The following is a 12,775-nucleotide window of genomic DNA, read 5'->3' on the forward strand; positions in this document are numbered from 1 at the left end:
AGGGAGCGGCAGCCCTATCGGCTGCCGCGACCTCGCGGGACAGGAGGCGTATCCTATTCAGCCGCTGCCTCTTCGCCATGACGGGAGCGGCGGGGCGAGGGTGCCGATTTCGGGATCTCTGCCGTCATCGATGACAGCGCCTGCAGATCGCCGCGCAGCCGCGTGCAGTTGCCATCCGGCAGCGTGCCATCAATCCCCGCATGCGTGCTCTCCCAGATTGGCAGTGCCCTTGCCAGTGCCGCCTTGCCTTCGCCGGTGAGGACAAGCAGCCGGCCACGTCTGTCCCTCGGATTCTCCACCACTGTCACCCAGCCCTTGCGCTGTAGCGGCTTCAGCGCCGCCGTCAGCGTCGTCTGGTCCATGGCCAGCAAGGCAGCGACCGGTCCCATCGGCGGCGGCTCCGGCCGGTTCAGCGACATCAGCAATGAAAACTGCCCGTTAGTCAGCCCGGCCGGCCTCAGTGCATCGTCGAACAGCCGGGCAAGCGCCCGCGCCGCGCGCTGCACATGCAGGCAGAGGCAGGTGTCGCGCACCAGCAGCGTCGTGGAAAAGGGAATCTCGATCGAATTTGACATGCTTCATTTCTATTGATATCAATGTAATTAGTCAAGGAGAAGGAGATGAGCCGGCTTCACCGGCAGGCGCCGGAGGAGGGCGCATTTCATGCAGAATGAAGTTGTTTCCCGCGAGGAATGGCTCGAAGCCCGCCGTGCACTTCTGGCAAAAGAAAAAGAGGCGACGAGGCTGCGCGATAGCGTCAACGTCGCGCGCCTGGCGCTGCCCTGGGTGAAGGTCGACAAGGATTATGTCTTCGAAACGCCTGAAGGCAGGAGGTCGCTAGCCGATCTCTTCGACGGCCGCAGCCAGTTGCTGATCTACCATTTCATGCTCGGCCCGGATTGGGATGCCGGCTGCCCCGGCTGCTCCTTCCTGTCGGATCATGTCGACGGCGCCTTGCCGCATCTGAACCATCACGACGTCACCTGGGTCGCCGCCTCACGCGCGCCGCTCGACAAGATCGCCGCCTACAAAAGCCGCATGGGCTGGAAATTCCCCTGGGTCTCGTCCTTCGGCAGCGATTTCAATTTCGATTATCACGTCTCTTTCAGCCCAGAGGATCTTGCCAAAGACAATGTCTTTTACAATTTCACTCCCATGCTGCCGGCTGATGCCAATGACGAACTGCCGGGTCTCAGCGCCTTCTACCGCAATGACAAGGGCGAAGTCTTCCATACCTATTCGAGTTATGCCCGCGGCCCGGAGGAATTGATCGGCACCCTGATGATCCTCGACCGGGCGCCGAAGGGCCGCAACGAGGACAGCACGATGAATTTCGTGCGCCGCCACGACGAATACGACGAGGCTGCCAAGACGCCATCCTGCTGTCACTGAAATAAGGCCAACATCATGCAAGGGAGAGAAGGATGTTGAAGACCGCTGAAGTGCTGAAGGAACATTCCTTCCTGGAAAGGCTGATCGGCGAATGGACCGTCACCGCACCGGAAATGTCCGGCGACGAGCCCTGGACCGAAGCCGTCCGCTCGCTGCATGGCATCTGGTGGGTTGCCGAAGGCACCGGCCGCATGCCGGATGGCAAGCAAGGCACCAGCATCCTGACGCTCGGCTATAACGCCGCCAAAGGCAAATATGTCGGCAGCTGGATCGGCAGCATGATGGACTATATGTGGGTCTACGAGGGTGAACTCGACGCCTCGGGCAACGTGCTGGATCTCTATACCACAGGGCCCGACTTCAACAGCGAAGGGCTTGCCGATTACCGCGAGCAGATTGCCTTCGTCGACGCCGATCACCGCACCTTCATCTCCAGCGTCAGGCAGCCGGATGGTGCCTGGAAACAGTTCATGGAAGCGCATTACACCCGCAAGACCTGACAATCACGGCGCTCAAGCCTAAAGGGAGAGTATGATGTCTGAGAGGCATGGAAAGTTCATCTGGTGCGAGTTGATGACCCCCGACACATCGGCTGCCGCGAAATTCTACAGTTCGGTCGTCGGCTGGAGCACTTCCGAAATGCAAGTGGAGGGCATGCCGCCCTATACGATCTTCGAGGCGAATGGCATCGGCGTCGCCGGCCTGATGGAATTTCCGGCCGAACTCGAGGGCAAGGGCATCCCGCCGAACTGGACGGGTTATGTCGATGTCGACGACGTTGACCAGTCGGCCAAGGATTTCGCCGCCAATGGCGGTTCGGTCCGCCGTCCGCCGGACGATATCCCGAGTGTCGGCCGTTTCGCCGTCGTCGCCGATCCGCATGGGGCAGTGCTCTGCATCATGACGCCGGCGCCGATGGACAAAACCTGGCCGGAACTAGCCCCCGATGCGCCCGGCAATATCGGCTGGCATGAACTCTATGCCGGCAACGGCAAAGACGCTGTCTCCTTCTATTCCAAGCTGTTCGGCTGGACGAAGGACAGCGAAATGGACATGGGTCCAATGGGCGTCTACTACCTCTTCGCCCACAACGGCAAGCAGATCGGCGGCATGATGACCAAGCCGGAAAACATCCCGATGCCGTTCTGGAGCTATTATTTCATCGTGCCGACCCTCGATGCCGCGATTGAACGCGTCACCTCAGGCGGCGGCAAGGTCGTCCACGGCCCGATGGAAGTCCCCGGCGGCAGCTGGATCATCCAGGCCATGGACCCACAAGGCGCCTTCTTCTGCCTGGTCGCACCGAAGCGGTAGTTTTGGGCTGCTTTTGGCGTCGTGCCACCGGCCCCCTTGTATCTGCACGTTAGAGATTTTGTGCGATGGAAGCGATTGAGCCTCTGGCCGGGTGGCCACCCGGCCAGAGGCGTGACGAAGTCGCCCGTTCCCCCTCTGGTTACAACCGTGGATGAGCCTGGGATCTTCGTCATCGTCACGTACGACCGAATAGTCGCTTGGTTCCAATCGCACGCACAAGGCAGGTTACCGTGAACAGAGTTATATGTGGAGTGGATGTTTCGAAGGACTGGCTGGATGCGTCTATCCGCCCGTCCGGGACGTTTGAGCGTTTCAGCAATGACGCCACCGGCATCGGCGCGCTGGCCGATCTTTGCCGGGCCGAGAATGTCGAGCTCGTCGTCATGGAGGCTTCCGGCGGTTACGAGCGGACGGCCTTCCTGTTGTTGTGGGAGATGGGGATCGCCTGCGCCTTGGCTAATCCGCGCCATGTGCGCCGGTTTGCCGAAGCCATGGGCTTTCTGGAAAAGACCGACCGCATCGATGCGGCGATGATCGCCCATTATGCCGAAACCAAGCGGCTGGCTGCCCTGCCGCCGCCGAAAGCCGCGCAGATGCGGCTGTCGGCGCTGATGGCGCGGCTGTCCCAGGTCACGAGTGACCTGACCGTCCAGAGGCAGCGCCGCAGTGCGGCCCGCGATCATCAGAGCGTGGCAAGCCTCAACGAGGTGATCGCGCTTCTGGTGCGCCAGAGCCGCACCCTCGAAGGCGAGATTGCCTCGATGATCGATGACGATCCGCTCTGGGCCTGCCTCAACCAGGCCTTTCGCTCGATCAAGGGCGTGGCCAACCGTACCGTTGCCCGGCTGATGGCCGAATTGCCTGAGATCGGCCGGATCTCCAACAAGGCGATCGCCAAGCTGGCCGGCCTTGCGCCGATTGCCAACGACAGCGGCAAACGCAGCGGACATCGGCCGGTGCGCGGCGGGCGCTCCGGACCACGCGCCATTCTGTTCCTGGTTGGCGCCATCGCAGCCCGACACAATCCGCATCTGGCGGCATTCCAGCAAAGGTTGCAAAGCCAGGGCAAACCGAAAATGGTCATCCGCATCGCGCTCGCCCGAAAACTCCTGGTCATTCTCAATGCAAAAGCACGAGATGCGCGAAGAGAATTCGAACATGCAACTTGACAGCCCAGATAGTCGCTCATCCGCCCTCACGGGCGGCTGAGGGGGCTGCACGGCACACCCTCAAACCCCACTCGCCACCGATGCAAAAAAACCTTCCGGGCTCCCCACCTCCACCAGCCGCTTCCTCTCGATCAGCCAGAACCGGTTGCCTACCGCCCGCACGAAACTGCGGTCGTGCGATACCAGCAGGCAGCTGGCTTCGTGCGCCATCAGCTCGCTCTCCAGTGCTTCCTGTCCCTCGATGTCGAGGTGGTTGGTCGGCTCGTCGAGCAGGGTGAAGTTCGGTTCGGTCAGCCTCAGCACCAGCATGCCGAGCCGCGCCTTCTGGCCGCCGGAAAGCTGGCCGATCGGTTTTGCCTGCATGTCGATCGTCATGCCGGCACCGGCAAGCAGCGCGCGTGCCCGCTGATCGCCGACATCGAAGCGGCGGATAATCGTGCCGATCGGCGTGTCGGTGTCGGCAAGATCGGCAAGCGCCTGGTCGCCATAGCCGAGAACCAGCGACGGCGTCGCCTTGATGCTATCGCGCGCGGTCTCCGGTCTTTCGATCGCCTGCTTCAGCATCAAGACCAGCCGCGACTTGCCGGCGCCGTTCAGGCCGAGCAGCACGATCCGGTCGCCCTGGCAGATGAATTGCCGGCCGGTCTTGAACAGCAGCGTTCCATCCGGCGTCGTCACCGCCGCATCCTCCAGCGTCACCAGCACCTTGGCATGCGTGCCGCGGTTGGTAAGCCGGATGGCGCCGGCCGAGCGCTCGAGATGCGCCGGTTTTGCTGCATCCTCCAGCTTCTCCGCCCGCTGTTTCAACTGCTTGGTCTTGACGACGAGCAGGTCGCTGCCGGAGTTGATGCCGATATTGTTGAGCTTGGCCGCCTGCCTGCGCAATTGCTCCGCCACCTTGATGTCACGCTCATAACGCCGGGCTTCGGATGCGTCGGCCTCGTCGAGGGCGGCGCGGGCCCGGGTATAGGGCAGGGCGAAGACCGGCGATTGCTCCGGCCGCAGGAATAGCGTCCGGTTGGTCGTCGCATCGAGGAAGGCGCGATCGTGGCTGGAGAGGATAACCGGCACGTCGCGGGGGAGCGCATTCAGCCAGCCCTCCAGCTGCGCGATCTTTTCGAGGTCGAGATGGTTGGTCGGCTCGTCGAGCAGCAGCACGTCGGGTTCGCTGACCCAGCTGTGGGCAAGCATGGCAAGCCGCTGCCAGCCGCCGCTCAACTGCTTCAGCGGCCGCCGGCGCATGACCTCCGGCACCTCGAGCGATTCCAGCACCACGTCGACGCGCCAGCTTTCGCTTTCGGCCTGATCGGCAGGCAGCGCCTGCAGCACCGCATCGTAAAACGGCGTATCGAACATTGCGGGCGGCACATTCTGCGCGACATGGCCGATAGTCAGCCCTCGCGCTTTGGTGATCTCGCCCTCGCTTGGTTCGAGCGCGCCGGTGATACAGGCAAGCAGCGTCGATTTTCCCCGCCCATTGGCGGCGACAAGGCCGATGCGGTCGCCGGAATTGACGACGAGATTGAGTTTGGAAAACAACGAATTGCCCAGCGTCACGCCGAGATTGCGGATAGCGATGAGTGTCATGATCGTTCTCTGATCCTGATCGGGTATCGCGCGCGACCCGGGGCGTTCAACCATCACGGGATTGCGGGAAATTGGCCCGGGAAATTACAGGAATGCGCGCTCGAACCTTAGGATACGGCGCCGTATTGGCCACGAAGGGCAGACCACGAGGAGATGTCGAGAAACGGTCTCTGGTCAGCCCTGCAAACGCATTTGCAGGGCGTTGACGGGACCACGCTGGCGATTAAACCGAAAATAATATTGCATTACGTGATCCTCCTTTCTCGAACGGTTGCAGGATTGAAATAACATCGCCCGCAGAAAGAGGCAAGAGAACCGCAGCAGCCGGGATTTCCGGTGGCGCTGGCGGCGTCGGTGATCGACGCCAACGCGAGCCTCATCCTGAGGTGCCCCGCAGGGGCCTCGAAGGACGAGGCGGGTGCACTGGCGGTTGTGGACACAAGGAGCAGCGGCGAGCGCGTCCTTCGAGGCTTCGGCCTTCGGCCTGCGCGCCTCAGGATGAGGGAGGTTGGAGGGTGCCGCGCCTCTGTTAGGTGGGCGCAAGTGGCTGTCTCTCTGCGACTACCCCACCAGATCACCGCCCGCCAGCTCCAGCCGCCGTTCTATCCCGATGCTCTCGAGAAACGTTTCGTCATGGCTGACGACCAGCAGGGCGCCGTCATAGGCGCGCAGTCCGGCTTCGACCGCTGATATCGAGTCGGTGTCGAGATGGTTGGTCGGCTCGTCGAGGATCAGCAGCGGCGGCGGTGCTGAACCGAGAACGCAGGCAAGGCCGGCGCGCAGCAATTGCCCGCCGCTGAGCGTCGAAACGGCCTGCAGCGCCGCATCGGCCCGGAACATGAAGCGGGCAAGGGCGGCTCGGCAGGTGTTTTCATCGGAATGCGGATTGATCCGGCGGAAATTATCGCGGATCGAGGCTGAGGGATCGAGAAGGCTGACCTTCTGATCGAGCATCGCAAAGTCGGTCAGCACGGTGACCGTGCCGGCCCAGGGCTTGAGTTCGCCGGTGATAAGCGAAAGCAGCGTCGTCTTGCCCGAGCCGTTGCGGCCGGTGACGGCGTTCCGTTCAGGCCCCGTCACATCGAAGGAGAGATCGCGGATGACGGGGTCGCCCGGCCGATAGCCGGATGTCACACGATCCACCCTCAGCACCATCTTGCCGGCCGCCAGTCCGGTCGGCGGCAGGGTCACCGACAGGGGCTGCAGGATCTCGATTTTCTCGCGCGCAGCCTTTCCCTCGTCCAGCGCTTGGGCGCGTCGGCGCTCGGCAAGGCGGACATTGTCGCCACCCGTCGTTTCGCTGCGCTCCTTCATGCCGCCGAGCATAATGCGCGGGATGCCGCCCTTGGCGGCCATTTTCCGCCCCGTGCTGTCCCGATGCGCCTGACGTTCCACCGTCGCCTGCGCCTTCCTCGCGACCTCGGCCATGCGTTTCTCGGCATCGGCGAGATCGTGCTCCGCCGCCGCAAGCTCCAGCGCTTTGCGCTGGCGATAATGGCTCCAATTGCCGCCGTAGCGCGTGGCACTAAGCGATGTCAGTTCGACGATCGCATCGACGCTTTCAAGCAGTTCCCGGTCATGGCTGACGATGATCGCGCCGGCCCGCAAGCTCGAAATCAGCGCGATCACCGCCTCGCGGCCATCGCGATCGAGATTGTTTGTCGGCTCGTCGAGCAGCAGAAAATCCGGTTCGGTGAAAACAAGCGCGGCAAGCCCGGCCCGCGTGCGCTGCCCGCCGGAAAGCGCGGCAAGCAACGTCTGCGGTGGCGCGTCGAGCCCGGTGCGATTGAGTGCTGCGGCAATGCGCGCTGGGAGCATCCAGTCCGCCGATACAAGCTCGTCGGCCGTTGCCTCACCGGCTTCGGCGCGCTGGAGAACGCCAAGCGCATCCGTCACGCCGAAGAGATCGGCTATGGATTCATCGGCCGCCACCTGCACGCTTTGGCGCAGGATGCCGAGGCTGCCGCCGACCGATACGGTTCCCGAATGCGGCTTGATCTCACCGGAGACGAGCTTTAGCAGCGTCGTCTTGCCGACGCCGTTGCGCCCGACGAGACCGATGCGCTCCGCCCCGAAACTTAGATCGAGATCGGAAAAAAGCGGCCGCCCGTCAGGCGCGGACCATGAGACTTGGGAGAGGGTGATTGATGCAGGCATGGATATGGATTTCTCCGTTGGCAAGGCGAACTGGCGTTGCGATCGGGTTGAAATCCATTGCGGCACACATCCTGTTGAAATGGTCGATGGCAGGTAATCTAGGGAATAAACGCTTCCGAATCAAGGCGGGGAACGATCTTGCCTCCCTGCTGGCGGGCGTCCGAAGGACGGGTCGAGACCCGTGGCTCGACCCCGGTCGGTGCCGGCAGGTGGATGAGGGCCATGTCGCCCGCGAAAACCCTACCGCTTCAGGCTCCCCAATATCCCGCGCACCAGCGCCCGGCCGACTTGCGTCGCCACCGTGCGGGCCACGCTCTTCATTGCCGCTTCCACCACCGTTTCGCGTTGGTAACCGGAGGCTCGGCCGCGCGATTGGCCGCGGTCCTTGTCGTCGTCATTGCTGCCGCCGAAGCCCGGCAAGGTCCAGCCGGAGGTGGTGGTGCCCGGCTGCTCATGGGCGGCGTCGTCTTGCGCCCGCTTGGCGGCATCGGCATCGGCCGCTTTCCTGGCGCGCGCGGCCAGTAGCTCGAAGGCGGATTCGCGATCGATGTCCTCGTCATAGACGCCAAGGACCGGGCTCCGGTCCATGATCTGCTGGCGCTCGGCATCCGTTACCGGCCCGACGCGGCCGGATGGCGGGCGGATCAGCGTGCGCTCGACGATCGAGGGGGCGCCCTTGGCCTCCAGCGTCGAGACCAGCGCCTCGCCGGTGCCGAGATTGGTGATGACGGTGGCGCAATCGAAGGCCGGGTTGGGGCGGAAGGTATCGGCCGCCGTTCTCACCGCCTTCTGCTCGCGCGGCGAATAGGCGCGCAACGCATGCTGGGCGCGGTTGCCGAGCTGGGCGAGCACCGTTTCCGGCACGTCGAGCGGGTTCTGCGTCACGAAATAAACGCCGACGCCCTTGGAGCGGATCAGCCGCACCACCTGCTCGACCCGTTCGGTCAGCACCTTCGGCGCGTCGTTGAAGAGCAGATGCGCCTCGTCGAAAAAGAAGACCAGCTTCGGCTTGTCCGGGTCGCCGACTTCGGGCAGTTCCTCGAACAATTCCGATAGCAGCCAGAGCAGGAAGGTGGCGTAGAGTCGCGGGTTCATCATCAGCTTGTCGGCGGCCAGCACGGAGATCTGGCCGTAGCCGTTATTGCTGGTGCGCATGATGTCGGAGATCTTCAGCGCCGGTTCGCCGAAAAAATGCTCGGCGCCCTGCTGTTCGAGAACGAGCAGCGCCCGCTGGATCGAGCCGACCGAGGCCTTGGAGATCAGCCCGTACTGATTGGAAAGCTCGGTGGCATTCTCGCCCATATAATTCAGCAGCGAGGTGAAATCCTTGAGGTCGAGCAGCGGCAACCCGCCCTGGTCGGCGATCTTGAAGGCGATGTTGATGACGCCTTCCTGCGGTTCGGAAGCATCCATCAGCCGGGCGAGCAGCAGTGGCCCCATCTCGGCGATCGTGGTGCGCACCCGGTGGCCCTTCTCACCGAACAGATCCCAGAAAATCACCGGAAACTGATCGAATTCATAGTCGGTGAAGCCGATCTGCTCGGCCCGCTTGGTGAGGAAATCCTTGGGCTCGCCCTTGGCGGCAATGCCGGAAAGGTCGCCCTTGATATCGGCGGCGAAGACCGGCACGCCGGCCCGCGAGAAGCCCTCGGCCAGCACCTGCAGCGTCACCGTCTTGCCGGTACCGGTGGCGCCGGTGACGAGGCCGTGGCGGTTGCCGAACTTCAAGTCGAGATATTCCGGCTTGTTGATGCTGTCGTCGGGATTGCGGCTCGCGCCGATGAAAATCTTGCCATCCTCGATCATCCGCAAATGCTCCCTTCGGCTATGCCGGTCTTTGTTGAGAAGGCTGGCTCCTGCCGCCTTCATCGAACCATCGTTTCCCTGTTATAAGCAGGCTGGCGGATGCGGACAACTGTTTGCATCGAAAGCAAAACTGGACAATGTGCCGCCGTGCGCGCCCGGCTTGAGTTGCGCTCGAATCTCGAATAACGTTGACGTTAACGTCAAAATAACAGGAGGCTGACGATGAATGAAATTGTGACCCAGATCGCCGATCGTGTGGGCATTGCGCCTGATCTGGCCGAAAAGGCGCTCGGCATGATGCTCGGCTTCCTGCAACGCGAGGCCGCTGATGGCCCTGTCGCCCGGATGATCGAAGCAATCCCCGGCGGCGCCGATCTCGTCGCCCAGTACAATGGCGCAAGTGCTGGCGGTGGCGGTCTGCTCGGCGGGCTGATGAGCTCGCTCGGCGGCGGCGGCATCATGGGTCTCGGCCAGCAGCTGATGGGCGAAGGCCTCGGCATGGGCGAGATCACCTCGCTCGCCAAGGAAACCATCGCCATCGCCAAGCAATATGCCGGCGAAGAGGTGGTCGACGAAGTCGTTGCCTCCGTCCCGGGCCTCAGCCAGTTCGTCTGAGACGAGAGATCGGCAGGAGCCTCGCTTCGTTGCGGGGCTCATTGCTCTCGTGCCGGAAAAACCGGGGTGAACAGCAACGTTGCCTCTCGAATGGAAGGAGAGCCGGATGACCGTCTGGCGCCCGTCGCAGCAGATCAGGGTGAAGGTGATCGGCCTCGCCTGGCGGGAAGACCGGTTGCTCGCCGCGGAGGTCGAGGAAGATAGCGGCCGCATCAAGGGTGTTCGCCCGCTCGGCGGCGCGATCGAATTCGGCGAAAGCCGCGAAGAAGCGCTGCACCGCGAATTTAGCGAGGAACTTGAGACGGCGATCCGCATCGTCGGTCCCTGGCTCCTGCTTGAAAACATCTACGAGCATCATGGCGAGACCGGTCACGAATTCATCTTCGCCGCCGAAATCGAACTGGCGGATGCATCGCTCTATGAGCGCGACGAAATCCGCTATTCCGAACTTGACGAGACGGCGGCGACGGCGCGCTGGTTCGGCCGCGATACACTGCGTGACGCTGGCATCGATCTCTATCCGACAGGCCTCGACAGACTGTTGTCACGCTGGCGCGATTGAGCTGGAAACACCGCCGGTGCAAGGCTCCCATACAGCGCGCCAAACTTTGATCGTCAGTGACGGTAACGAAGGAACAACGAGGTCGTATTCGCTGTTCTATCAGCATCGCTGAAATCAGAAGGAATAGCATCATGCGCAGGTTTATTGCAGCAACGACGATCGCTCTCCTCAGCCTCTCCGCCCCGGGTCTTGCCCAGTCGAACATGGGCATGGACGCCAGCGGCCGGATCGACGGCACGCCGCCGCTCGGCACCGCGCCGGGCGTCGAAACACAAAGCGGACTGATCATCCCGCTCGACTCGATGGAAACCGGCAGCATTAACGACAATGGAACGTCGAGCGGTCGCGTCGACTGGGCGCGCTGCCCGCCGCGCAAGACCCGTGGAGCGCTTGCGACCGAGGGCGGCAACAGTGGCGCCTCCACCAGCGCCGCCTGCCGTGACAACGGAAAGCAATAGAGAAATTCCAGCAAAAGTGTGAAGCGGTTTTGCGTTCGGAATTGCGTAAAACAAAGAGCTAAAGCGCGTCGCATGAATCACGTTAACTGCGACGCGCTTTAGCGTTGGGGAAGGGCGCTATTTACCGTCCTTCTTGTCATGGTTCAGGATGACACCGAGTTCATGCCACCGCCGCCCGTCACGCTGGATAAGCTGGTCGGCGCAGGCCGGTCCCATGCTGCCCGGCGCGTAGGCCTCGGGCACGCTCTCATCCGTCTCCCAGATGTCGAGGAAGGGCTGCACCGCCGCCCAGCCGGCCTCGATGCCGTCGGCGCGCTGAAACAGCGTCTGGTCGCCGATGAAGAGATCGTAGAGCAGCGATTCATAGCCGGTGGTCTTGCCGATATCGAACTTGTCGGCATAGCGGAAGTCGAGAGAGACCGGCGTCGTATCGACCGAAAGCCCCGGCGACTTGATCGAGATTTCCATGCTCATGCCCTCGTCCGGCTGCACCTGGATCACCAGCCGGTTCCGCGGCAGGCGGCTCTGGACGTCGGTCTCGCGAAACTGCGCGAAGGGCACCGGCTGGAAGGTGATGACGATCTCGGTGTCGCGCGCCGTCAGCGCCTTGCCGGTCCTGAGGTAGAAGGGCACACCCGCCCAGCGCCAGGTATCGGCATAGAGCTTCAGCGCCACATAGGTCTCGGTCCGGCTGTCGGGCGAAACGTCCTTGCTATCGCGATAGGCCGGAAGCGCAGCACCGTTGAGCGGGCCGGCGGCATAGGCGCCGCGAACGCCATGTGTCTTTGCCTCCTCGGGCGTATAGATGCGCAGCGCCTTCAACACCTTGCTCTTCTCGTTGCGGATCGCTTCGGCATCGAAGCTGTTCGGCGGTTCCATGGCGATCATCGCCAGGAGCTGGAACAGATGGTTCGGCACCATGTCGCGCAGCGCGCCGGTCGCATCGTAGAATTTGCCGCGGCTGCCGACATCGACGATCTCGGCGGCAGTGATCTGCACATGGTCGATGTAGCGGCTGTTCCACAAAGACTCGATCATCATATTGGCAAAACGCGCCGTCATCAGGTTCTGCACCGTCTCCTTGCCGAGGAAATGGTCGAGCCGGTAGACTTGGCTTTCCGCGATCTGGGCGAGGATTTGCGCATTGAGCGCCTTGGCGGAGGCGAGATCGGTACCGAATGGCTTTTCGATGGCGACGCGACGGAAGGTGCCGTCCTTTTCATCGGTCAGGCCATGGGCGGCGAGCTTTTCGACGATCGAGCCGAAAAAGGATGGCGGCACCGCCAGATAGAAGGCGGCATTGGCATCCGGCCCCAGCCGCTTGCCGATCTCGGTGAAAATTTCGACCTTGGTGAAATCGCCCGCCATATAGGAAATGCGCCGGCGCAGGCTTTGCCAGGCCTCGTCTTTCACCGTCGGCTGTTCGCCACTGAGATGATTGAGAAATTCGTCGAGCCGCCCGCGCAGAAACGCGTCGTCGCCCGGTTCGATGCCGACGCCGAGAATATGAAGATCGTCGCCGACGAGGCGCTCACGCGTCAGGTTGATGATCGCCGGCACCAGCAGGCGGCGCGTCAGGTCTCCCGTGGCGCCGAAGATGACGAGGGTGACCGGCGGGGTAGGGGCAGCGTTCATGTGTGTCATCTCCTGAGATTTTCCGGCCGACTATAATCCGCATCGGTTTCGCCGCAACATATGCGGGCGGGGATAACAGG

Annotated in this window: 12 protein-coding genes; 7 read left to right on the forward strand and 5 right to left on the reverse strand. The window is 62.7% G+C overall.

Annotated elements, in window-relative coordinates; all coding sequences use genetic code 11:
• Positions 1 to 53 precede the first annotated feature (53 nt).
• Positions 54 to 575 carry a MarR family winged helix-turn-helix transcriptional regulator gene (locus J3O30_RS06630; RefSeq protein WP_207583446.1) on the reverse strand — a complete coding sequence of 174 codons (522 nt, stop codon included), beginning with the start codon at positions 573 to 575 and terminating at the stop codon, positions 54 to 56.
• A gap of 88 nt (positions 576 to 663) precedes the next feature.
• Here J3O30_RS06630 and J3O30_RS06635 point away from each other — a divergent pair, with 88 nt between their 5' ends.
• The 4 genes from J3O30_RS06635 (at position 664) to J3O30_RS06650 (ending at position 3,875) form a co-directional block, all read left to right on the forward strand.
• Entirely contained in the window at positions 664 to 1,392 is a 729-nt protein-coding gene (locus tag J3O30_RS06635; RefSeq protein WP_207583447.1) for a thioredoxin family protein, read from the forward strand.
• Between the two features lie 32 nt (positions 1,393 to 1,424).
• Positions 1,425 to 1,892 (forward strand): DUF1579 domain-containing protein, encoded by a 468-nt coding sequence (locus J3O30_RS06640; protein ID WP_207583448.1) that lies wholly within the window; start codon positions 1,425 to 1,427, stop codon positions 1,890 to 1,892.
• Between the two features lie 34 nt (positions 1,893 to 1,926).
• Positions 1,927 to 2,706, forward strand: coding sequence for a VOC family protein (locus tag J3O30_RS06645; RefSeq protein ID WP_207583449.1), 780 nt, complete (start codon positions 1,927 to 1,929; stop codon positions 2,704 to 2,706).
• A 230-nt stretch (positions 2,707 to 2,936) separates the two neighbouring features.
• Positions 2,937 to 3,875, forward strand: coding sequence for an IS110 family transposase (locus tag J3O30_RS06650; protein WP_207580684.1), 939 nt, complete (start codon positions 2,937 to 2,939; stop codon positions 3,873 to 3,875).
• Positions 3,876 to 3,935: 60 nt separating this feature from the next.
• Here J3O30_RS06650 and J3O30_RS06655 read toward each other — a convergent pair whose 3' ends face one another.
• The 3 genes from J3O30_RS06655 to J3O30_RS06665 all read right to left on the reverse strand — a co-directional run bounded on the left by J3O30_RS06655 (position 3,936) and on the right by J3O30_RS06665 (position 9,425).
• Positions 3,936 to 5,462, reverse strand: a complete 1,527-nt coding sequence (locus J3O30_RS06655) for an ABC-F family ATP-binding cassette domain-containing protein (RefSeq protein ID WP_207583450.1) — start codon at positions 5,460 to 5,462, stop codon at positions 3,936 to 3,938.
• A 561-nt stretch (positions 5,463 to 6,023) separates the two neighbouring features.
• Positions 6,024 to 7,619: an ABC-F family ATP-binding cassette domain-containing protein gene (locus J3O30_RS06660; protein ID WP_207583452.1), complete on the reverse strand. Its 1,596-nt coding sequence runs from the start codon at positions 7,617 to 7,619 to the stop codon at positions 6,024 to 6,026.
• Between the two features lie 240 nt (positions 7,620 to 7,859).
• Complete coding sequence (locus J3O30_RS06665) at positions 7,860 to 9,425, reverse strand: helicase HerA-like C-terminal domain-containing protein (RefSeq protein ID WP_207583453.1); 1,566 nt, start codon at positions 9,423 to 9,425, stop codon at positions 7,860 to 7,862.
• A 222-nt stretch (positions 9,426 to 9,647) separates the two neighbouring features.
• On the opposite strand from J3O30_RS06665, the gene J3O30_RS06670 reads away from it, so the two are divergent.
• From J3O30_RS06670 to J3O30_RS06680, 3 genes are all read left to right on the forward strand, one after another.
• Complete coding sequence (locus J3O30_RS06670) at positions 9,648 to 10,040, forward strand: hypothetical protein (RefSeq protein ID WP_207583454.1); 393 nt, start codon at positions 9,648 to 9,650, stop codon at positions 10,038 to 10,040.
• A gap of 106 nt (positions 10,041 to 10,146) precedes the next feature.
• A complete protein-coding gene (locus J3O30_RS06675) occupies positions 10,147 to 10,602 on the forward strand; it encodes an NUDIX domain-containing protein (RefSeq protein WP_207583455.1) in 456 nt (151 codons plus the stop codon).
• A gap of 131 nt (positions 10,603 to 10,733) precedes the next feature.
• A complete protein-coding gene (locus tag J3O30_RS06680; RefSeq protein ID WP_207583456.1) occupies positions 10,734 to 11,060 on the forward strand; it encodes a hypothetical protein in 327 nt (108 codons plus the stop codon).
• A 117-nt stretch (positions 11,061 to 11,177) separates the two neighbouring features.
• Here J3O30_RS06680 and zwf read toward each other — a convergent pair whose 3' ends face one another.
• On the reverse strand, positions 11,178 to 12,695 hold the full coding sequence (zwf, locus tag J3O30_RS06685; protein WP_207583457.1) for a glucose-6-phosphate dehydrogenase: 1,518 nt from the start codon (positions 12,693 to 12,695) through the stop codon (positions 11,178 to 11,180).
• Positions 12,696 to 12,775: the final 80 nt, after the last annotated feature.

Source organism: Rhizobium sp. NZLR1 (assembly GCF_017357385.1).
Classification (GTDB): domain Bacteria; phylum Pseudomonadota; class Alphaproteobacteria; order Rhizobiales; family Rhizobiaceae; genus Rhizobium.